The 22,012-nt window shown below is 57.8% G+C and carries 17 protein-coding genes, 1 tRNA gene and 1 pseudogene; 13 read left to right on the forward strand and 6 right to left on the reverse strand.

Features of this window, described 5'->3' with window-relative positions:
* Positions 1–8 precede the first annotated feature (8 nt).
* The 3 genes from LPQ25_RS23905 to LPQ25_RS23915 form a co-directional block, all read right to left on the reverse strand.
* Positions 9–362 carry a DUF4156 domain-containing protein gene (locus LPQ25_RS23905; protein WP_004152419.1) on the reverse strand — a complete coding sequence of 118 codons (354 nt, stop codon included), beginning with the start codon at positions 360–362 and terminating at the stop codon, positions 9–11.
* 260 nt (positions 363–622) lie between these two features.
* Positions 623–2,269, reverse strand: coding sequence for a chaperonin GroEL (gene groL / locus LPQ25_RS23910; RefSeq protein ID WP_002885441.1), 1,647 nt, complete (start codon positions 2,267–2,269; stop codon positions 623–625).
* 37 nt (positions 2,270–2,306) lie between these two features.
* Positions 2,307–2,600, reverse strand: a complete 294-nt coding sequence (locus tag LPQ25_RS23915; protein ID WP_004152420.1) for a co-chaperone GroES — start codon at positions 2,598–2,600, stop codon at positions 2,307–2,309.
* A 232-nt stretch (positions 2,601–2,832) separates the two neighbouring features.
* Here LPQ25_RS23915 and yjeH point away from each other — a divergent pair, with 232 nt between their 5' ends.
* A complete protein-coding gene (gene yjeH, locus LPQ25_RS23920) occupies positions 2,833–4,083 on the forward strand; it encodes an L-methionine/branched-chain amino acid transporter (protein WP_009485424.1) in 1,251 nt (416 codons plus the stop codon).
* Positions 4,084–4,133: 50 nt separating this feature from the next.
* Here yjeH and LPQ25_RS23925 read toward each other — a convergent pair whose 3' ends face one another.
* Positions 4,134–4,610, reverse strand: coding sequence for an FxsA family protein (locus LPQ25_RS23925; protein ID WP_002885425.1), 477 nt, complete (start codon positions 4,608–4,610; stop codon positions 4,134–4,136).
* Between the two features lie 336 nt (positions 4,611–4,946).
* Here LPQ25_RS23925 and aspA point away from each other — a divergent pair, with 336 nt between their 5' ends.
* The 7 genes from aspA (at position 4,947) to LPQ25_RS23960 (ending at position 12,977) form a co-directional block, all read left to right on the forward strand.
* Complete coding sequence (aspA, locus tag LPQ25_RS23930) at positions 4,947–6,383, forward strand: aspartate ammonia-lyase (protein WP_012737195.1); 1,437 nt, start codon at positions 4,947–4,949, stop codon at positions 6,381–6,383.
* A 115-nt stretch (positions 6,384–6,498) separates the two neighbouring features.
* On the forward strand, positions 6,499–7,800 hold the full coding sequence (locus tag LPQ25_RS23935; protein WP_002885423.1) for an anaerobic C4-dicarboxylate transporter: 1,302 nt from the start codon (positions 6,499–6,501) through the stop codon (positions 7,798–7,800).
* A gap of 124 nt (positions 7,801–7,924) precedes the next feature.
* On the forward strand, positions 7,925–8,248 hold the full coding sequence (gene cutA / locus LPQ25_RS23940; protein ID WP_002885422.1) for a divalent cation tolerance protein CutA: 324 nt from the start codon (positions 7,925–7,927) through the stop codon (positions 8,246–8,248).
* Positions 8,224–10,020 (forward strand): protein-disulfide reductase DsbD, encoded by a 1,797-nt coding sequence (locus LPQ25_RS23945; RefSeq protein WP_012737194.1) that lies wholly within the window; start codon positions 8,224–8,226, stop codon positions 10,018–10,020. Before cutA ends, LPQ25_RS23945 begins: the two co-directional genes overlap by 25 nt.
* A 35-nt stretch (positions 10,021–10,055) precedes the next feature.
* Positions 10,056–10,631, forward strand: a complete 576-nt coding sequence (locus LPQ25_RS23950) for a transcriptional regulator (protein WP_004218175.1) — start codon at positions 10,056–10,058, stop codon at positions 10,629–10,631.
* A 67-nt stretch (positions 10,632–10,698) separates the two neighbouring features.
* Positions 10,699–12,786 carry a DUF1176 domain-containing protein gene (locus LPQ25_RS23955; protein WP_014908090.1) on the forward strand — a complete coding sequence of 696 codons (2,088 nt, stop codon included), beginning with the start codon at positions 10,699–10,701 and terminating at the stop codon, positions 12,784–12,786.
* 115 nt (positions 12,787–12,901) lie between these two features.
* Positions 12,902–12,977: transfer RNA gene (locus LPQ25_RS23960), tRNA-Phe, on the forward strand.
* 953 nt (positions 12,978–13,930) lie between these two features.
* Here the strand turns inward: LPQ25_RS23960 and LPQ25_RS23965 are convergent.
* Positions 13,931–14,287, reverse strand: a complete 357-nt coding sequence (locus LPQ25_RS23965) for a PerC family transcriptional regulator (protein WP_305953346.1) — start codon at positions 14,285–14,287, stop codon at positions 13,931–13,933.
* A 128-nt stretch (positions 14,288–14,415) separates the two neighbouring features.
* On the opposite strand from LPQ25_RS23965, the pseudogene LPQ25_RS23970 reads away from it, so the two are divergent.
* Positions 14,416–14,539, forward strand: a pseudogene (locus LPQ25_RS23970) (hypothetical protein).
* Here LPQ25_RS23970 and LPQ25_RS23975 read toward each other — a convergent pair.
* Complete coding sequence (locus tag LPQ25_RS23975) at positions 14,534–15,100, reverse strand: helix-turn-helix transcriptional regulator (RefSeq protein WP_004146685.1); 567 nt, start codon at positions 15,098–15,100, stop codon at positions 14,534–14,536. The pseudogene LPQ25_RS23970 and the gene LPQ25_RS23975 overlap by 6 nt on opposite strands.
* Before the next feature lie 633 nt (positions 15,101–15,733).
* On the opposite strand from LPQ25_RS23975, the gene pgaA reads away from it, so the two are divergent.
* The 4 genes from pgaA to pgaD are packed head-to-tail and all read left to right on the forward strand — an operon-like array spanning position 15,734 to position 21,975.
* The gene (gene pgaA, locus LPQ25_RS23980; protein WP_074424906.1) at positions 15,734–18,181 is read left to right on the forward strand and encodes a poly-beta-1,6 N-acetyl-D-glucosamine export porin PgaA; all 2,448 of its coding nucleotides are present in this window, start codon (positions 15,734–15,736) and stop codon (positions 18,179–18,181) included.
* Positions 18,182–18,189: 8 nt separating this feature from the next.
* Positions 18,190–20,205 (forward strand): poly-beta-1,6-N-acetyl-D-glucosamine N-deacetylase PgaB, encoded by a 2,016-nt coding sequence (gene pgaB / locus LPQ25_RS23985; protein WP_014908092.1) that lies wholly within the window; start codon positions 18,190–18,192, stop codon positions 20,203–20,205.
* Positions 20,198–21,526, forward strand: a complete 1,329-nt coding sequence (gene pgaC / locus LPQ25_RS23990; RefSeq protein ID WP_002885393.1) for a poly-beta-1,6-N-acetyl-D-glucosamine synthase — start codon at positions 20,198–20,200, stop codon at positions 21,524–21,526. The genes pgaB and pgaC overlap by 8 nt, the downstream gene beginning before the upstream one ends.
* A complete protein-coding gene (gene pgaD, locus LPQ25_RS23995) occupies positions 21,526–21,975 on the forward strand; it encodes a poly-beta-1,6-N-acetyl-D-glucosamine biosynthesis protein PgaD (RefSeq protein WP_014908093.1) in 450 nt (149 codons plus the stop codon). The genes pgaC and pgaD overlap by 1 nt, the downstream gene beginning before the upstream one ends.
* Positions 21,976–22,012 lie beyond the last annotated feature (37 nt).

A 22,012-nucleotide genomic window follows, 5' to 3' on the forward strand; every position in this document is an offset into this window, starting at 1 on the left:
GTCACGCATCAGTTCGGGCACTTATAAACCTGGCCGTTCATTTCGCTGTCGGTAGGCACAAAGCTCGACAACAGGTTTTGTGTCGGGCTGCTGACGCCGTAAATCACGTTGCCACCCATTGCTGCTGCCTGGTTACGCAAGGCGTTCGCCGCACCGCGCATGGAACCGCCCTCATCGCCATTCTGGCCGGAGAGCCAGTTGCTCTGTTTACCCGTCGCGGTCCCTAACAGCTGACATTCTGCGCCCGGCTTCTCCTGCACGAAACGCACATTCTGGCCGGCAGAGGTTAATTCATTGCTGGAACTGCAACCTGCCAACAGTAAGGCTGCGCCGACAATCCCTGCTAAATATTTTACCTGCATGTTATTCCCCATGATCGATGAGCTGGACGCACTGGCCCGGATGTAAATCTGTCATCCTTCAAACTGCGTCGGCATGAGCCGCGTTCATTCCCTCCCCGGCTGCGCTTACCAGGTCGCTACCGAAACGGAGGTGCTTGCCGCTCTGATGCAGCTTAAATGATTTTTATGTATAAGCCTTATACTAAAAAGCGCGCCAAAAGAAAAACCCCCAGCCATTGCTGGCCAGGGGTTTCTGCTTTTTTATGCCGTAGAGCGCACGATTACATCATGCCGCCCATACCGCCCATGCCGCCCATGCCGCCAGCAGCACCTAAGTCAGGCGCGTCGCCTTTCGGCAGGTCGGTCACCATGCACTCGGTGGTAATCATCAGACCAGCCACGGAAGCCGCGTACTGCAGTGCAGAACGGGTGACTTTGGTTGGGTCCAGGATACCGAAGTCGATCATGTTGCCGTATTCTTCAGTTGCTGCGTTGTAACCGTAGTTACCGTCGCCTGCTTTCACGTTGTTTGCCACAACAGACGGCTCTTCACCGGCGTTGGAAACGATCTGACGCAGCGGCGCTTCCATTGCGCGCAGCGCAACTTTGATACCGACGTTCTGATCTTCGTTCTGACCGGTCAGGCCAGCGAGTTTCGCCGCAACGCGAACCAGCGCTACGCCGCCGCCAGCCACCACGCCTTCTTCAACCGCAGCACGGGTTGCGTGCAGGGCGTCGTCGACGCGTGCTTTTTTCTCTTTCATTTCAACTTCGGTAGCCGCACCGACTTTGATTACTGCCACGCCGCCAGCCAGTTTAGCGACACGTTCCTGCAGTTTTTCACGATCGTAGTCGGAGGTCGCTTCTTCGATCTGCTTACGGATCTGAGCTACGCGGCCCTGGATTGCGGATTCTTCGCCAACGCCATCGATGATGGTGGTGGTGTCTTTGTTGATAACCACGCGTTTCGCCTGGCCCAGGTCTTCCAGAGTCGCTTTTTCCAGCTCCATACCGATCTCTTCAGAGATAACGGTACCGCCAGTCAGAGTAGCGATGTCCTGCAGCATAGCTTTACGACGGTCGCCGAAGCCCGGTGCTTTCACCGCAGCCACTTTAACGATGCCGCGCATGGTGTTAACCACCAGGGTCGCCAGCGCTTCGCCTTCAACGTCTTCAGCGATGATGACCAGCGGTTTGCCAGCTTTCGCTACGGCTTCCAGAACCGGCAGCATTTCGCGGATGTTGGAGATTTTTTTGTCAGCCAGCAGGATGAACGGGCTTTCCAGCTCAACGGCACCGGTGTCCGGCTTGTTGATGAAGTACGGAGACAGGTAGCCGCGGTCGAACTGCATACCTTCAACTACGTCCAGTTCGTCTTCCAGACCGGTACCGTCTTCAACGGTGATCACGCCTTCTTTACCAACTTTATCCATCGCTTCCGCGATCAGTTTACCGACGGTTTCGTCGGAGTTAGCGGAGATGGTACCTACCTGAGCGATAGCTTTGGAGTCAGAGCACGGAACGGACAGCGCTTTCAGCTCTTCTACTGCAGCCAGTACCGCTTTGTCGATACCGCGTTTCAGATCCATCGGGTTCATGCCTGCTGCAACAGCTTTCAGGCCTTCGTTCACGATAGCCTGAGCGAGTACGGTTGCGGTGGTGGTACCGTCGCCTGCTGCGTCGTTCGCTTTAGAGGCAACTTCTTTCACCATCTGCGCGCCCATGTTTTCGAACTTGTCTTCCAGTTCGATTTCACGTGCAACGGAAACACCATCTTTGGTGATGGTCGGCGCGCCGAAGGATTTGTCCAGAACCACGTTACGGCCTTTCGGGCCCAGGGTCACTTTAACTGCATCTGCCAGTACGTTTACGCCGCGCAGCATTTTTACACGAGCGTCGTTACCGAATTTTACGTCTTTTGCTGCCATTTCTTTTATTCCTCAAATTCGTTCAGGGTCGTGCGAATTAAGCTTCAACAATTGCCAGGATGTCGCTTTCGGACATGATCAGTACTTCTTCGTTGTCGATCTTTTCAGTCTTCACGCCGTAGCCATCGTTGAAAATCACGATGTCACCAACTTTAACGTCCAGCGGCTGCACGGTCCCGTTTTCCAGGATGCGGCCTTTACCGACAGCGATGATTTCGCCACGAGTTGACTTAGCTGCTGCAGAACCGGTCAGAACGATGCCGCCCGCAGATTTGGTTTCAACTTCTTTACGTTTGACGATCACACGATCATGTAACGGACGAATACTCATTGATAGCTCTCCTTCGAGAAAGTCATTATCAGTTATGGGTGACGCCGGGCCGAACGCGGTTTACCGGCTAGTGCAGAGAGAGATGGGGATGGCCATTTCCGGCTTCAAGGGCAAAATTAAAAAAAATTTTTACCTTTGCGCTGGCGCACAAAAAGCGGCCATGTCAGGCAATCGGTCATAAGGAAAAGCGATTGTGATACTCTCTTTTTTTTCACTGGCGCAGGATTGAATCATGAGTGGTTTAAAACAGGAGTTAGGGCTGGGACAGGGAGTTGGGTTGCTTTCCACCTCATTGCTGGGTACCGGCGTCTTCGCCGTCCCGGCGCTGGCGGCGCTGGTCGCTGGCGATAACAGCCTGTGGGCATGGCCGCTGCTCATTCTCCTTGTTTTCCCGATTGCCATCGTCTTCGCCCTGCTGGGCCGCCATTTTCCCAGCGCGGGCGGCGTGGCCCACTTTGTCGATATGGCCTTTGGGCCACGTCTGGCCAGCGTCACCGGCTGGCTGTTTTTATCGGTTATCCCGGTCGGACTCCCCGCCGCCCTGCACATCGCCACCGGTTTTGGCCAGGCGCTGTTCGGCTGGCATGATGCGCAGCTGCTGCTGGCGGAGCTGGGCACCCTGGCCATCGTCTGGTGGGTCGGTTCGCGTGGCGCCAGCTCCAGCGCCAACCTGCAGACGTTGGTTGCCGTACTGATTGTGGCGCTGATCGTCGTAGTCTGGTGGCGCGGCGGGATAAGCCCGGCGCAGATCCCCTTCCCGGCCCCGGCGGAGATTGACCGCGGGCAGCTCTTTTCGGCGCTGTCGGTGATGTTCTGGTGCTTTGTCGGTCTGGAAGCCTTCGCGCATCTCGCCTCGGAGTTTAAACATCCCGAGCGTGATTTCCCCAGGGCGCTGATGATAGGCCTGCTGCTTGCCGGCTCGGTCTACTGGGCCTGCACCGTGCTGGTGCTGCACTTCCACGCCTTTGGCGAGGAGATGGCGGCGGCGGCGTCATTACCGAATATCGTGGTCCGTCTGTTCGGCGTCGAAGCGCTGTGGGTAGCCTGCGTCATCGGCTATCTCGCCTGTTTCGCCAGCCTCAACATCTATATTCAAAGCTTCGCCCGCCTGGTCTGGTCGCAAGCGCAGCATAAGCCACACAGCTACCTCGCAAGGCTGTCGCCACGGCAGATCCCGCGCAACGCCCTCAACGCCGTGCTGGGATCCTGCGTAGTTAGCACCCTTGGCATCTATCTGCTCGATATCAATCTGGACGCGCTGATCGTTTACGCCAATGGCATTTTCATCATGATCTATCTGCTGTGCATGCTGGCGGGTTGTCGTTTGCTGCGCGGTCGCTATCGGCTATTGGCAGTGGTGGGCAGCATTCTCTGTCTGCTGCTGCTGGCGATGGTCGGCTGGAAAAGCCTGTACGCGCTGGTGATGCTGGCGGGGCTGTGGCTGTTTTTACCCAGGCGCAAGCTGGCGACGGGAAGCGTGTAGGCCTGCAAAGAAAGCGGCCCGGTCGCATCTGCTGACCGGGCCGGGGGATGTTAATCGCGGCGATCGTCCTTATGGTCCAGACGGTCGCGCTGCTCATCTTTGCGCTGGAATTCCCCTTCGAAGGTCTCTCCGCCGCCAGTACCGGCGCTAAAGCCGCCGCCCGGCATCCGGCTGAAGCGCAGGTGCGGCATCAGCTTCATCGTCAAATGCTTTTGCACCGGCGGCAGCAATAGCAGCAGGCCGAGGAAGTCGGTAAAGAACCCCGGGAGCAACAGCAGCAGACCAGCGATAATCAGCGATACGCTCTTGATCATCTCCGCCGCCGGGCTCTCGCCCGCGGCCATCTTCTGCTGCATCAGCAGGAAGTTTTTGAAGCCCTGGTTACGCACCAGCGACATCCCTACCACCGAGCTAAAGATCACCAGGATCAGGGTCATAAAGACGCCCAGCACGTGCGCAACCTGGATAAAGATCGATATCTCAATGTAAACGTAAAGAAAAAAGGCAATAAACGGAATCCAACGCACCGGCGTCTCCTTCATCAACGGGCGCTGCGTTCAGCGCCCGTAATCATCAATTTGCTGATCGCATCCCACTAACATGGGATGCTGAGCGGCTTTTCAATCAGCGGAAAGGCTTATTTTTCTCAGAAATAAGAAAGCGGTGACCCATTTCACAGATTAATAAATCTTCTCATAGCCGCAATGTAATAAGTGATCAAGCTTACTGATATTCGCTATCATCAGCATATGATCTTGGGCACCAGGCCGGTTAAGGAAATAATCGTCGGCCAGAAAATATACTGAATACTGGATATTCTGTGTGTTTGGTGAATTCATTGGCAGCTTGAAAAGAAGGTTCACATGTTAAACAACATTCGTATCGAAGAAGATCTGTTGGGCACCAGGGAAGTTCCCGCGGACGCTTACTACGGCGTTCATACTCTGCGAGCGATTGAAAACTTCTACATTAGCAACAGCAAAATCAGCGACATACCAGAATTCGTGCGCGGCATGGTCATGGTTAAGAAAGCCGCCGCGCTGGCGAACAAGGAGCTGCAGACCATTCCCAAAAGCGCGGCAAATGCGATTATCGCCGCCTGTGACGAAGTCCTGAATAACGGCAAATGCATGGACCAGTTCCCGGTCGATGTCTTCCAGGGCGGGGCCGGTACCTCCGTAAACATGAACACCAACGAAGTCCTGGCGAACATTGGCCTTGAGCTGATGGGCCACCAGAAAGGCGAATACCAGTACCTGAACCCAAACGATCACGTCAACAAATGCCAGTCCACCAACGATGCTTACCCCACCGGGTTCCGCATTGCGGTGTATGCCTCCATCCTTAAGTTAATCGATGCGATTAAACAGCTGGGCGAAGGCTTCCAGGCGAAAGCCGTGGAGTTCCAGGACATCCTCAAAATGGGCCGCACCCAGCTGCAGGACGCGGTGCCGATGACCCTCGGCCAGGAGTTCCATGCCTTCAATGTGCTGCTTAATGAAGAGACCAAAAGCATTCTGCGCACTGCGGAGCTGCTGCTGGAGGTGAACCTCGGCGCCACCGCCATTGGTACTCGCCTCAACACCCCGGACGGCTATCAACAGCTGGCGGTGCAGAAGCTGGCTGAAGTAAGCAACTTACCGGTCGTCCCGGCGGAAGATCTGATTGAAGCCACCTCGGACTGCGGAGCGTACGTTATGGTTCACAGCTCGCTGAAACGCCTGGCGGTGAAACTGTCCAAGATCTGTAACGACCTGCGCCTGCTCTCTTCCGGTCCGCGCGCGGGCCTCAACGAAATCAACCTGCCTGAGCTGCAGGCTGGCTCTTCAATCATGCCGGCGAAGGTTAACCCGGTGGTGCCGGAGGTGGTCAACCAGGTCTGCTTCAAAGTTATCGGCAACGATACCACTGTGACCATGGCCTCCGAAGCCGGTCAGCTGCAGTTGAACGTGATGGAGCCGGTGATCGGCCAGGCGATGTTCGAGTCGATTCATATCCTGACCAACGCCTGCTACAACCTGCTGGAGAAATGCATTAACGGCATCACCGCCAATAAAGCGGTATGTGAAGGCTACGTCTACAACTCCATCGGCATCGTCACCTACCTCAACCCGTTTATCGGCCACCACAATGGCGATATCGTCGGCAAGATCTGTGCCGAAACCGGCAAGAGCGTACGGGAAGTGGTGCTGGAGCGCGGACTGCTGACGGCGGCGGAGTTGGATGATATTTTCTCTGCGCAAAACCTGATGCATCCCGCTTATAAAGCAAAGCGTTATACCGATGAAAGCGAACAGTAATCTTTCAGGTTAGTCATTCAAAGGCATGTCAGCGATGACATGCCTTTTTTGCTTTTTGGTTTTACTAAAATACAACAATTCAATATCAACTTGTTAAAAAACAAGGAAGGCATATATGTTTGGTGCAGAACTGGTTATTGTCCTGCTGGCGATTTATCTCGGCGCCCGGCTCGGCGGCATCGGTATCGGCTTTGCCGGTGGCCTTGGCGTCCTTGTCCTGACGCTTATTTTTCAAATTAAACCGGGTGCGATCCCCTTCGACGTTATTGAAATCATTATGGCGGTGATTGCCGCTATCGCCGCCATGCAGGTCGCCGGCGGGATGGATTACCTGGTCAGCCTCGCCGAACGGATGCTGCGCCGCCACCCGAAGTACATTACCTTCCTTGCCCCGCTGGTGACCTGGTTTATGACCGTGCTCGCTGGCACCGGCCATACCGCCTTCTCCACGCTGCCGGTGATCACCGAAGTTGCCAAAGAGCAAGGCATTCGTCCGTCTCGTCCACTGTCGATTGCGGTGGTGGCCTCCCAGATAGCGATCACCGCCTCGCCCATTTCCGCCGCAGTGGTCTTTTTCGCAGGAATCCTTGAACCGCTGGGCGTTAGCTATTTGACGCTGCTGGCCATCTGTATTCCGGTCACGCTGCTGGCGGTGATGCTCACCGCTATCGTCTGCAACTTCCTCGGCTGCGAACTGAAAGACGATCCGGTTTACCAGGAGCGGCTGGCCAAGGGGGAAGTCAGACTGCGCGGCAGCCAGGTATTTGAGCTGCAGCCGCACGCCAAACGCTCTGTCCTGCTGTTTTTGATCGGCATCGTGGCGGTGATGTTCTACGCCACGGCCATCAGCGATACCGTCGGCCTGATTAAGAACCCGGTGCTGCCGCGTAACGAGGCGATCGTGGTATTTATGCTGACCATCGCCACCCTGATTAGCATCACCTGTAAGATCGACACTGGCGAAGTGCTGAACGCCAGCACCTTTAAGTCCGGGATGAGCGCCTGCGTCTGCGTCCTCGGCGTCGCCTGGCTGGGAGATACCTTCGTTAAAGCGCATATCAGCGACATCCAGGCCGTGGCCGGCGATCTGCTGCATAATTACCCATGGCTGCTGGCGGTGGTACTGTTTTTCGCCGCCACGCTGCTCTACTCGCAGGCAGCCACTACCAAGGCGTTGATGCCTGCCGCGCTGCTGCTGGGCGTCAGCCCGCTGACGGCTATCGCCTCGTTTGCCGCGGTCTCGGCGCTGTTCGTTCTACCGACCTACCCAACCCTGCTGGCGGCGGTAGAGATGGACGACACCGGCTCAACCCGCATTGGTAAATATGTCTTTAACCACGCCTTCCTGATCCCCGGCGTTATCGCTATCACGCTGTGCGTGATCCTCGGCTTTATCTTTGGCGGGATTATGCTGTAAATACCGCTGGCGGCGGGCCCACTACGGGCCCGCCTTCCGTTGCCCTCACTTTCCCCGCTCGTTACGCTAATATCCCCGCATCTTGCGTGTTATAGTGCCTCTTTTCGCTGATACGAGGTTCATGATGACTACGCCTGATGCTGTTGTTGTGCTCTGTACCGCGCCGGACGAAGCGACCGCCCAGGATCTGGCGGCAAAAGCGCTGGCGGAAAAGGTGGCAGCCTGCGCCACGCTGCTGCCGGGGGCTACCTCTCTGTATTACTGGGAAGGGAAACTCGAGCAGGAGTATGAAGTGCAGATGCTACTCAAAACTGACCTTGCCCATCAGCAGGCGCTGCTGGACTGCCTGAAGTCACACCACCCGTATCAAACCCCAGAACTGCTGGTTCTACCCGTCACGCATGGAGACAACGATTACCTCTCATGGCTTACCGCATCATTACGCTGATCCTGCTGCTGTGCAGCACATCAGCCACCGCCGGGTTATTCGACGCGCCGGGGCGCTCGAACTTCGTGCCTGCTGATCAAGCTTTCGCCTTTGACTTTCAGCAGCAACAGCATGACGTCAACCTGAGCTGGCAAATCAAGGATGGTTATTATCTTTATCGTCAACAGTTTACCTTCAGCGCCGCCGGGGCGACGATCGACGAACCGGCGCTGCCGGCGGGAGAGTGGCATGAAGATGAGTTTTACGGCAAAAGCGAGATCTTTCGCCAACGCCTGACCGTGCCGGTGACGGTGAAGGAGGCGGACAAAGAGGCTACTCTCACCGTCACCTGGCAGGGCTGCGCCGATGCCGGATTCTGTTATCCGCCGGAGACTAAAGTGATCCCGCTGAGCGCCGTGCGGGCGGCCTCAAACGACGCTCAGCCAACCGCCGCCGCGCCCGTGTCGTCGCTGAACCATCGCCCGGCCTTCAATCCGCCGCTGCCGGTTGAACCGCGCCCGATGGAGGAGAACGCCGTGCTGCAGGCGCCTGCCATGGCGCCGCCAGCAGACGTCCCCGCTCGTCTGCCCTTCACCGCCCTGTGGGCGCTGCTGATTGGCATTGGTATCGCCTTCACCCCCTGCGTGCTGCCGATGTACCCGCTGATTTCGGGCATCGTGCTGGGCGGAAAACAGCGGCTTTCCACCGCGCGCGCCCTGCTGCTGGCCTTTATTTACGTCCAGGGGATGGCCCTGACCTATACCGCGCTGGGGCTGGTGGTAGCCGCCGCCGGGCTGCAGTTCCAGGCGGCCCTGCAGCACCCGTATGTCCTGGTCGGCCTGTCGGCGGTGTTTATACTGCTGGCGCTCTCCATGTTCGGCCTGTTCACGCTGCAGCTGCCGTCGTCGCTGCAGACCCGGCTGACGCTGCTCAGCAATAAGCGCCAGGGCGGCTCGCCCGGCGGGGTCTTTGCGATGGGCGCTATTGCCGGTCTGATCTGCTCTCCCTGCACCACCGCGCCGCTAAGCGCCATTCTGTTGTATATCGCCCAGAGCGGTAATCTGTGGCTGGGCGGCGGCACGCTGTACCTTTACGCGCTGGGCATGGGTCTGCCGTTGATCCTTGTGACCGTGTTTGGCAATCGCCTGCTGCCGAAAAGCGGCCCGTGGATGAGCCATGTGAAAACCGCCTTCGGGTTTGTGATCCTTGCCCTGCCCGTCTTCCTGCTGGAACGCATATTCGGCGACCAGTGGGGGTTACGGCTGTGGTCAATGCTCGGTGTCGCCTTCTTCAGCTGGGCGTTTATCACCTCGCTGGGCGCTACCCGGCCGTGGATGCGGCTGGTACAGATCATTCTGCTTGCCGCCGCGCTGGTCAGCGCGCGGCCTCTGCAGGACTGGGCGTTTGGCGCCCCGGCGGTCGAGCAGCAGGCGCACCTGGCTTTCACCCGCGTCAGCTCGGTGGCCGAGCTTGACCAGGCGCTGGCGCAGGCGAAAGGTCAACCGGTGATGCTCGATCTTTACGCCGACTGGTGCGTGGCCTGCAAAGAGTTTGAAAAATACACCTTTAGTTCACCTGACGTGCAGCAGGCGCTGAAAGGCACCGTGTTATTACAGGTCGATGTGACGAAGAACAACCCGCAAGACGTCGCGCTGCTGAGACACCTGCAGGTGCTGGGTCTGCCGACGATCCTGTTCTTCAACGCTGAGGGTCAGGAACAGCCTGAGCGGCGAGTCACCGGCTTTATGGATGCCGCGGCATTCAGCGCCCATTTGCGCGATTGGCAAGCGTGAGCGACACTTTAGGAGGAAAGATGGAGGAGAACACCGTGCTACGTGAAGACGTCCTGGCAGAAGCCATTAAGATTCTTGAAATTGAAGGTATCGCCAACACGTCGCTGGAGATGGTCGCTGAGCGCGTGTCCTGCCCGACGAGCGACCTGAAACGCTTCTGGCCTGACCGCGAAGCGCTGCTGTACGACGCGCTTCGCTATCTGAGCCAGCAGGTGGATGCCTGGCGTCGTCAGCTCCTGCTGGACGAGACCTTAAGCGCAGAGCAAAAGCTGCTGGCACGCTATGCCGCACTCACCACCTGCGTAAGCAACCAGCGGTACCCGGGCTGCCTGTTTATCGCCGCCTGCACCTTCTACCCGGATCCTCAGCACCCCATTCACCAGCTGGCGGAACAGCAGAAGCAGGCTTCGCTGGCCTACACTCACGAGCTGCTGACTCAGCTGGAGGTGGATGACCCGGAAATGGTCGCCAAGCAGATGGAGCTGATTGTCGAGGGCTGTCTGAGCCGTCTGCTGGTCAAACGTAGCCAGACGGATGTGGATACCGCCCGGCGGCTGGCTGAAGATATTCTACGCTTCGCCCAGTGCCGTATGGGTGGCGCCTTGACCTGATTCTGATATCCTAACCGCCACGTCGCGCCTATAATTTCCCCCTCACTGATTGCTGACAGGGATTGATATGCGCGCGTTCTTCTGGGCTGCCTGGCTGGGCCTCTGCTCTACGCCCCTGCTGGCGGCTCCCCTGCAAGGTTTTTCCTTTGCACAAAAAGACTGGGAGCTCGCCTGCGATAATACCGGCGCCTGCCGGGCGGCGGGTTACGGCGTCCGCATGGGTGAGGTCAGCGTGCTGTTGACCCGCAACGCGGGCAGCGAACAGCACCTCACCGCCACGGTAACCTTTGCGCAAATCGAGCACGATATCCCCGCCGACTCCACCGCCAGCCTGCTGATCGACGACCGGGATTTTGGCGCGCTGGACGCTCTCGACGACAGCCACTTTCGCCTCGACAGCGATCAGACCACCGCCCTGCTACAGGCGTTAACGAATCAGCGCAAAATCGAATTCACCCTTAACGGCCAGCACCTGCCGCTTTCCAGCGCCGGCAGCCGCGAGGTGCTGGGTAAAATGGATGCGTTTCAGCGACGCACCGGCACCGCCGATGCGCTGCTGGATAAAGGCGATGCCGGCGACGATGCCATTTTGCCAGCCACTCCCGCCCCGGAAATTATCGCCGCCCCGGTTCTCCATAACGCGCAGCCAGTGCCGTTGAGTATGCTTCAGCGCCAGAAACTGCTGCCCATCCTGACGCCGCTGCTGAACCAGCGCTGCGACGACTGGCAGAATCAGGCCATTCCGGCGGCAGATCGCCAGATCACGCTGACCGCGCTGGATAAAACCCATTCTCTGGCGCAGGCGCTCTGCTGGCGAGCGCCCTATAACGACGGTTACGCCCTGTGGCTGGTCGATAACGCCCAGTTGAGCAAACCGCGGCTGCTCACTACCGAGGCCTCCAGCTACGCCGACGGCGCTATCGTCTTTTTGCACAAAGAACGGGGCATGGCCGACTGCGTCACCGGCGAGACGCGCGTTTGGGATGGTAAAACCTTTCCCCCCAGCCTGAAGTACAGCACCGGTATGTGTCGGGAAATCACCCCGGGTGGCACCTGGATGCTGCCGACCTTTGTCAGCCAGGTGATCCCCAGGCAGCAGAAAGAGGCGGATAACCTGGCTCTGCGCACGTTGTATAACGCAGTGTTGAAAGCGCAAAAAAGCGATCCAGAATTGTCTCTGAATAAGGTCGCCGAGCAGTTTCCGTTAACCGGCCATATTACCGACTTCACGCTCACTTACGCCGACGATACGCTGATCACGACCAGTAAACCGTCCCCGGATATCAGCGATGATGAGTGGCAGGCGTTTCTGCGCTCCTCGATTAGCGCGGATTCAGAAAACGGCAAAGTCAGCTTTACCCTTATCGACCTCGACGGCGACGGCAAACGCGACCTGATCATCGACAGCTACGTGGGCGGCACCGGGCTCTTCAGCTACACCGGGGTGCTCAAGCGAGGTGATGATGATTTTGCCGCCGTCAACGGCAGCGACAGTGATAATGGTGATGATTTCGATGCCGGGGTGCCCGGCGCCCTCTTTTCCATTAATGGCCGCGGGGCTAACCAGTGGAACCACTGGGTCAAAATCAACGGCCAGGTGTATGCCCTGTGGTACAACGGCCAGTTTGGCGAAGATAACCTCTACCTGCTACGCCCGTTCAGCACCACCAGCCAGACGCCCGCGGTGACGGTTCGCTATCGCTATACGCTGAACAGCATCCGCTCCCCGGAGAAAGACCAGCCGCTGACCCCCAGCCTGAGCGACGGCGATAAAGCGGACCTGCTGCGCTCGCTGGAGGTAATGCAGGGCAGCCTGCTGAAAGACAGACCCGCCAGCGACAACGACGCGCCGATCTGCCCCATCCCGCCGGGCACCTCCGCTGACGAGGCGGATAACTACTACAGCGGCGTCGCCGTTAACTATATCTATGAGACGGTGGCCTATATTCCGGTCTGGCTGAACGGGAAGTGTTATATCGGCACCATTTTCAGCCATCATGGCGCCTATCGCCACGGCGTGGATGCGGAAATTACCCTAAGCTCGCCGCGTGAGGACGAGGAGGTCATTGGCGATTATCTCATCTCCGGACTACGCCACGTTATCGCCATTACCAGCGGCTGGAAAACCCGCGAGGGCGATAACGGCATGCAGTGAAGTTAAGCCAAAACGCGCCTTTGAACGCAGAATTGCCGCAAAGATAAGCAATCGATAAGTAATTTAAGAAATTTGGTTGACGGGGTGGGCGGATTACGGTTTAATGCGCCCCGTTGCCCGGATAGCTCAGTCGGTAGAGCAGGGGATTGAAAATCCCCGTGTCCTTGGTTCGATTCCGAGTCCGGGCACCACTATTTAAAGAACCCGCCCAAAAGGCGGGTTTTTGCTTTTCTACATCCGGACTCTTCATCGAACTCCGTTCGATTATTCGCCGCACAGCGGCTCACCCCTTCGGGGCCAGCGCGGCAAGCGCGCTGTTCAACGCCTGCGGCGTTAGTCCGAGTCCGGGCACCACTATTTAAAGAACCCGCCCAAAAGGCGGGTTTTTGCTTTTCTGCATCCGGACTCTTCATCGAACTCCGTTCTATCACCCGCTGCCCGGCGGCGCTGCGCTTGCGCGGGCCTACGCTGTTTGAACCAGCAGAGGACCCGTAGGCCGGATAAGGCATTTATGCCGCCATCCGGCACAACCGCGGGTACGGTGTCTGATGTGTATCGCCCGGCATCGCTGCACTTGCGCGGGCCTACGCTGTTTGAGCCTGCGAAAGGACTCGTAGGCCGGATAAGGCATTTATGCCGCCATCCGGCACAACCGCGGGTACGGTGTCTGATGTGTATCGCCCGGCGGCGCTGCGCTTGCGCGGGCCTACGCTGTTTGAACCAGCAGAGGACTCGTAGGCCGGATAAGGCATTTATGCCGCCATCCGGCACAACCGCGGGTACGGTGTCTGATGTGTATCGCCCGGCGGCGCTGCACTTGCGCGGGCCTGCGCTGTTTGAACCTGCGGGGGCCCGTAGGCCGGATAAGGCATTTATGCCGCCATCCGGCACAACCGCGGGTACGGTGTCTGATGTGTATCGCCCGGCGGCGCTACGCTTGCGCGGGCCTACGCTGTTTGAACCTGTGGGGACCCGTAGGCCGGATAAGGCATTTATGCCGCCATCCGGCACAACCGCGGGTACGGTGTCTGATGTGTATCGCCCGGCGGCGCTGCGCTTGCGCGGGCCTACGCTGTTTGAACCTGTGGAGGACCCGTAGGCCGGATAAGGCGAAGCCGTCAGGCAAACGTCGTGAAGAAAGGCATTACTCGGCGGCCGTTTTCCCTTTGCCGGGCAGCCTGAATGCTTCGCCATAGGGCTTCGCAATGCCCATACGATATTGCGTCTCTTTCGCCGCCTGGTGGAGGTCGGCAAACTCCTCTTTCGGCGCCGGCGGACGTTGCGCCTTTTTCAGACACTGATTGCGATGGTGACGGATCCACTCTCGGTCCTCATCGTCCAGGCAACGCTGCATCACCTCAATCCATCTGGATGCCGCCCGACGGTAGAGCCCGCATGCCTCTAACCGCTCAGCAATACTGTCCCTTATTCTCATCCACCTCGCTCCTCTGATGCTTTCACGATATCTCATGGTATTCCGACGCGTGAGTCGGAATACCATGGTAGTGTTAATTTATGACAAAACTATTCCTGTGCGGCGCAAGGAATATATTCATTATAATAATCGCTGTGCATAGCAAACCGCATTGGCGGTAAATACTTCCAAAGAGCTCCGGAATTATATGCCGAATGCCATCATCGATACCGCCGGGTATCGACGGTTGTACCTATCAATATCTATTTAATTTATTAGATTTTCGTCAACAAATACCTTGCGATAACCATCCATTCTCTGTACAGCGAAGCTTCATAATGAACGTTCGGTCTGCTCCAGCAGCTTATTTCGAAAGATAAATAAGCAAGCTTCATTAAAATTATCTAACCCCAACCGCTCATAAAGCGCAGTACGCTTGCGGTAAAGGCTTTTTAGTGACGTATTGAGATCGACGGCCACCTCCTCCATGGTCATCCCCGCCATGAGTAAACGTAACATTAACTGTTCAGACAAACTTAAGCGCAGATCGTCAAACCACTCTTTGGTCAGACGCTTGCTATTCATCTCCAGAAAAAGGCCAAATAATGTCGCCATATCCGCGGGTGATAATGACATGTTTAAAAACGATTTCAGGCTCAGTAAATGCTCTTCCCGATGGCGCATATCGAGGACGATACAACATATTCGCTTTCTGGATTTCGCCGCTGCCAGCACGAGATAATCGTAATGGCAAAGCGGCGAGCGGCTATCAACCAGCAGAGAGACTTCATCAACCTCATTATCTAAAATCGCTTTTCCGCTAGAATCTAACTGAATGATATCAGGAAAAAAATTCTTAACACCTTGAAAAAGATAGTAATCCTGGGTAACCAATATCATTAAAGTTGCCACAAATCGTCCCTTTAACATTTAATCAACAAATTCTCGTCAACCAGACGTTTTCCCTCCCCCTATGGAACGCTTCGCATGGCGGTGAAAATAACGAGACCTGTGATTTATCATTAGCGCGGCATCTGAATCTGGCTGTGAAAACCCTCCTTGCGTTCTGACAGGAAATAAACAGATTGATTATAAATAAAAAAAATCCACAGAAAAGATGCTTTTTTTGCTATTAAGAATTTTTGTCAGAAATCATCTTAAATATTGCCTAAAAAACTCTAACCCCAACCAAATATAAGTCACACCGCCATTTTTAAACAAAATTCCACCTGACTTTCTTTTTTATTTATATCAGTAGGTTAAAGAAATCAACTTGAACACTTCCGTTCGAACGAAGTCGATTTTACAGAATTATCTTAAAACGCAGACCATAATTTATCCATATTTATCGGTTGCCGTATCGGGTATAAATTACCCATTCATTTATCAACAGGAGATATGTTTATTAGTTTGCAATAGGTCATTCACCTGCAGTGCCAGTCAGCTAAATGGGACCATCCTCATCCTTTAACTCACCGTCAAAGGACGGTCGTGTTGTGCAATGGATTCTTGATGAACATATGGCAAATAGAAATGGAAAGATCACCTTATTCAAATACGTTATTGTTTAATCGCAACACGAAACTCTCGCTATCAATCGGCTTGCTTTTGCTCTTCCCGGCGCTGGTTCAGGGAGCGGATTCGCTCTATGACCAGCAAATCTTGCAAGCGCGCCAAGGCCAGTACGCCCCCTTTCTCAGTTACCTTCAGCAGTACCAGCTGCGGCATGCCTTAACCCCTTCTCAGGTGGCGGACTGGCTGCAGGTGGCCCTCTGGGCCGGTCAGGACGATGAAGTGGTGAAAGTCTGGCGACGCTACCAGGTCTATATGCCGATTCCCGCACGGGGCACCGCCGCCGCGGCGCAGGCCCTGCGCAACCAGAAGCAGTGGCAAACCTCGCTCACCCTCTGGCAGCAGGCACTCAGCCAGGCCCCTGGCAGCGACGACTATCGTATCGGCTATATCAAAACGCTCGCCGATGCCCGCAAGGACGGCGAGGCGCTCAGCGAAGCGCGTCGCCTGGTGGCGGAGCAGGCGAGCGTTGCGCACCTGCAGACGCTCTCCTATGTCTACCTGCGGCTGGGCAAAAGCTGGGACCAGCTGTTGGTGGACACGCAGATCCTCGATCGTGAACCGCAAAACAAAACCGCGCTGGCCAGCCTGATGGCGACCCTGACCCGCAACCGGATTGATTCCCCTGCTCTCGGCCTGGCGAATAGCGTCGAACTGACGCCTGCGGAAAAGCGTAACTTGCAGCTGAACGCCGCCGCCGAACTGGTGCGCCTTGCCGATACCCCTTCCCGCGAAGAAAAGGCGCGTTACGCGCTGGCCCGCACGGCGCTCACGCAGTATGACGCGATGATCGCCGCCTGGCACCCCGACCCACAGGCTGCGCCCGACATCATCCGGGCGCGTATTGATCGTCTGGGCGCGCTGTACGCCAGCGCCGAGTACGCGCAGGTCATCCGCGAATACCAAAGCCTGATCGCCCAGCAGCAGACCGTTCCCGACTGGGCCATCGGCTGGGTCATCTCCTCTTTTATCGCCCTTAAGCAAATTGAGCCTGCGCTGACGCTTATCCACCAGCATCCTTCGTGGCTGACAAGCCAACAGAATGAGGAACACGAGCTTTTCTACGCTCTGCTGGACACCGGTCAGTACCCGGCGGCGCAACGGTATGTCGCCCGCCTCACCAGGAATGCGCCCTACATCCGTCGTCTCTACGGCTCGCCAACGCCGCAGCCGAACGACGACTGGCTCACCGCACAGTCGCTTAACGTGCACTATTTAGCGGCTACCAACGACCTGCCGCAGGCCGAAGCCCGAATGCAGCGCCTGGCGGCGACGGCCCCTGGAAACCAGGGCCTGCAGATAGACTATGCCGCCCTTCTGCAGGAGAGAGGATTGCCACGGGCAGCCGAACGCCAGCTAAAAGCGGCGGAATCTCTGGAACCTGCCAGCCTGCAGCTGGAGCGCCAGCAGGCCTGGGTCGCCCTCGATCTGCAGGAGTGGCGGCAAATGGATCTGCTGGCTGACGACGTCGTCGCCCGCTCGCCACGGGATCTGAACACCCAGCGCCTGGCCAGAGCGCGCGAGATCCATCATCTCTCCGAGCTGCGCCTGAGCGTTGGCAAAGGGCTGCATTCCGACAACCCGGTGAGCGGCACGCACGACCTCAGTTTTGAGACGGCGATCTACAGCCCGCCGCTAGCCGACAGCTGGCGGTTGTTCGGCGGGCACCGCTTCGCTGAAGGCAATTTTGAAGAGGGGAAAGGCAGCCGTCGCCAGCTGTTTGCCGGTATTGAATGGCGTCCGCGCGACTACTGGGGCGAGCTTGAGCTCTCCAGCGTCAATTTTCACGGCGAGAACAAGCCCGGCGTCCGCCTTTCCGCCGCCCATGACGTTAGCGATCGCTGGCAGCTGGGCGGCGAACTGGAGCGGATTTCGCAGCAGACGCCGCTGCGCGCGTTACGCAACGGCGTCAGCGCCAACCGCGGCGAAGGCTGGCTGCGCTGGTCTCCAAACGAACGCCGGGAGTACCGCTTCAGCGCGGCCGCCAGCCGGTTTACCGATCGCAACCGCCGCCAGGAGTACACCCTCTCCGGTAAAGAACGCCTCTGGCAAACCCCATGGTTAACGCTGGATCTGCAGCCCGGTCTGTCGGCCAGCGCCAATAGCCGCACCGACACCGCCTACTACAGTCCGGCACGGGACCTCGCCGCCACCGCGGCGCTGGCCGTCGATCACACGCTTTACCAGCGCTATGACACCGTCTGGAGCCAGCAGTTACTCGCCGGCGGCGGCAGCTACTGGCAAAAAAATCACGCCGCCGGGGCGATCACGGTGCTGGGTTACGGGCAGCGCCTGCGCTGGAACAACGTCGTCGACACCGGGCTGATGCTGAACTGGGATAAGCGCCCCTACGACAGCAAACGTGAAAACAACCTCGCCATCACTCTTGATGCAAATATACGGTTTTAAGGATGACCATGCTGAACACGACCCTGCGCAACGGCCTGATGCTTCTCATCTGGCTGTGCCTTATCTTCAGCGTGCGTGCTGAGGAAGTCCCCTTCCTCGCCCCGCAGCAGCGCCCCCAACTGGAGGCCAATCAACCCTGGCCGGCGGATCGCTTTCTGGTGCTGGCCTACCATGACGTCGAAGACGATGCCGCCGACCAGCGTTATCTTTCGGTGCGCACCAGCGCACTCAATGAGCAGATCGCCTGGCTGCTGCATAACGGCTACCATGCGATTAGCGTTCAGGACATTCTCGATGCGCATTATGGCTTAAAGTCGCTGCCGCCCAAGGCTTTTCTCCTCAGTTTTGACGATGGTTACAGCAGCTTTTACACCCGCGTCTGGCCGCTGCTTAAAGCCTGGAACGTCCCGGCGCTGTGGGCGCCGGTGGGCAGCTGGGTGGACACTCCCGCTGGTCAGCCCGTTAATTTTGGCGGCCTGATGACGCCGCGCGAGCGCTTCGCTACCTGGGAGATGGTGCGCGAGCTCAGCCGCTCGCCGCTGGTGGAGATCGGCGCTCACACCTGGGCCTCGCACTACGGTCTGCCGGCCAATCCGCAGGGCAGCCGCGAGCCTGCCGCCGCCAACCGCGGCTGGGATAAAACCACCGGCCGCTATGAAAGCGACGCGCAGTTTACCCGGCGAATGACCGATGACGTGCAGAAAGTGACGGCGAAAATCCATGAGGTTGCCGGGAAAACGCCGCGCGCCTGGGTGTGGCCCTACGGCGCCGCCAGCGGCAGCACCCTGACCATCGCCAAACAGCAAGGGTATCAGCTGGCGTTTACGCTGAACGACGGCCTGGGCAACGTGAAGGATCTGGACAATATTCCACGCCTGCTGATCGCCGGTAACCCGTCGCTCAAGGCCTTTGCCAGCGCCGTGACCCAGATTCAGGAAGCCGATCCTGTTCGGGTGATGCATGTGGATCTGGACTATGTCTATGACCCCAATCCCGTCCAGCAGGCAAAGAATATCGATAAGCTGGTGCAGCGCGTCTATGACATGAAAATCAGCCACGTCTTTCTGCAGGCCTTCTCCGACCCGCAGGGCGACGGCACGGTCAAGTCGCTCTATTTCCCCAACCGCTGGCTGCCGATGCGCGCCGACCTGTTTAACTTCGTCTCCTGGCAGTTGCAGACCCGCGGCAATGTGAAGGTTTATGCCTGGATGCCGGTGCTGGCCTTCGATCTTGCCTCAGATCTGCCGCGCGTTCAGCGCTGGGATCCGCAAACCGGGAAGGCGTTACTTGCCCGCCAGCCGTACGTCCGTCTGTCGCCCTGGGATCCCCGGGTTCGCCAGCAGATCACCGACATCTACGAAGATCTGGCCCGACACGCCAGCTTCAGCGGGATTCTGTTTCACGACGACGCCGTGCTGACCGATTTTGAAGACGTGAGCCCGGAGGCGGTCGCCGCCTGGCGGCAGACGGGTCTGGGGCACGATGCCGCCCCGGTGCCCCAACGTCCGCAAGAGCGCCAGGCATGGATGCGTTTCAAAAGCCAAACCCTGACCCGCTTCACTCTGGATCTACGCCAGGCAGTGCAGGCCATCCGCGGCCCGCAGGTGAAAACGGCGCGTAATCTCTTCGCCCTGCCGATCCTGGAGTCGCAAAGCGAAGCCTGGTTTGCGCAGAACCTGGATGACTTCCTTGCCGCCTATGACTGGACGGTCCCCATGGCGATGCCGCTGATGGAGTCCGTGCCGATCGACGCCAGCCAGGCCTGGCTGACGCGGCTGGTGCAGGCCGTCGCCCGCCACCCGGGCGCGCTGAAGAAAACCATCTTTGAACTGCAGGCCAGAGACTGGAATCGACGCCAGCAAAACGCCATTCCCGACCAGCAGCTGGCGGACTGGATGCGTTTGCTGCGGCTGAACGGCGTCAAAAACTACGGCTACTACCCTGACGATTTTATTAACAACCAGCCTGATATCTCTCGTATCAGGCCGCAATTTTCTTCCTGGTGGTACCCTGACCATGACTGATCGCATTATCGCATTGTGCATTTTATGCCTCGTATTCGGGCTGCCGTTAGGTGTCGCAGCGGTATTTACCGGCGAGCTTATCCTCGACTTTGTCTTTTTCTGGCCGCTGTTTATGTCAGTGTTGTGGATCACCGGGGGTCTCTACTTCTGGTTTCAGCTGGAACGTCACTGGCCGTGGGGGGAGGATACCCCGCCGCCGACGCTGCCGGGCAATCCACTGATCTCGATCCTGATCCCCTGCTTTAACGAGGAGAAAAACGCCCGGGAAACCATCAGCGCAGCGCTGGCCCAGCGTTACGCCAATCTTGAAGTGATCGCGATTAACGACGGCTCTTCGGACAACACCGCCCAGGTGCTCCAGCAGCTGGCGCAGGAGGAGCCGAGGCTGCGGGTGATCCATCTGGCCGCCAATCAGGGAAAAGCGGTGGCGCTCAAAGCGGGCGCCGCCGCCGCCCGCGGCGATCTGCTGGTCTGCATCGATGGCGACGCCCTGCTGGACCGGGATACCGCGGCCTGGCTGGTCGCGCCGTTGATCCATTATCCGCACGTCGGGGCGGTCACCGGCAATCCGCGGATCCGCACCCGATCCACGCTGATCGGCCGCATTCAGGTTGGGGAGTTCTCGTCGATCATTGGGCTTATCAAACGGACGCAGCGGATCTATGGCCGGGTCTTTACCGTCTCCGGCGTAATCGCCGCCTTCCGGCGCCAGGCGCTGGCGGACGTCGGCTACTGGAGCCCGGATATGATCACTGAAGATATTGATATCAGCTGGAAGCTTCAGCTCCGCCACTGGGACATCTTTTTCGAGCCGCGAGCGCTGTGCTGGATCCTGATGCCGGAGACCCTCAAAGGGTTATGGAAGCAGCGTCTGCGCTGGGCCCAGGGCGGCGCCGAAGTCTTTCTGGTCAATCTGCGCCGCCTGTTTCACTGGCAGCATCACCGGATGTGGCCGCTGTTTCTGGAGTATGCCTGTTCCACGCTGTGGGCCTTTGCCTATGCGATCACCATTCTGCTGTTTATCCTCAGCCGCCTGATGCCGCTGCCTGACAATCTGGCGGTGCATAGCCTGTTTCCACCGGAATTCACCGGCATGCTGCTCGGCCTGATGTGCCTGCTGCAGTTCGTCGCCAGCCTGTATATCGAGCGGCGCTATGAGAAAAAGGTCGCCAAATCGCTGTTCTGGGTGATCTGGTTCCCGATGGTCTACTGGATGATCGGCCTGCTGACCACGCTGGTCGCTTTTCCGAAAGTGATGGTGAAACGTCAACGTTCCCGCGCGCGCTGGGTGAGCCCGGACCGGGGAAAAGGAAGCCTGTGATGAATGAAAACACGCACATCTTAACCGAACATCGGGTGCTGCCCCGGCTGGTCGACGCCGGCTTAACGCTGCTGGCCTGGCTCGGTTTTCTGTTCTTTCTGTACGCCAATTTGCTGATGCAGTTCATCGCGCCGCCCTCTCCGCGCTGGGAATCGCTGATGGACTCCCTGAATACGGCGCTGGTGTATCTGCTGATTGCCGCGCTGAACGGCTGGCTGTTGATCCTCTGGTATCACTACAACCGGCGCCGCGCCCGTACCCGGCGTCATACCGCGGTGCTCGCTCTGCGCGACGATGAGCTGGCGAGCAGCTTTAACGTCGCGCCGCAGATTATCTCGGAGATGAGCCGCTATAATTTGCTCACCGTTTACCACGATCAAATCGGGCAGATTATTGATTTAAAAAGCCACGCGTTACCGCCGCCGCAGGAAGAGAGCGATGACGCATGAGAGCAAGGCCGCCGTCGGCGGCCTGGACAGGTAATAC

The sequence above is a fragment of the Klebsiella sp. KPN54798 genome, assembly GCF_021184225.1.
Lineage (GTDB): Bacteria > Pseudomonadota > Gammaproteobacteria > Enterobacterales > Enterobacteriaceae > Klebsiella > Klebsiella pneumoniae.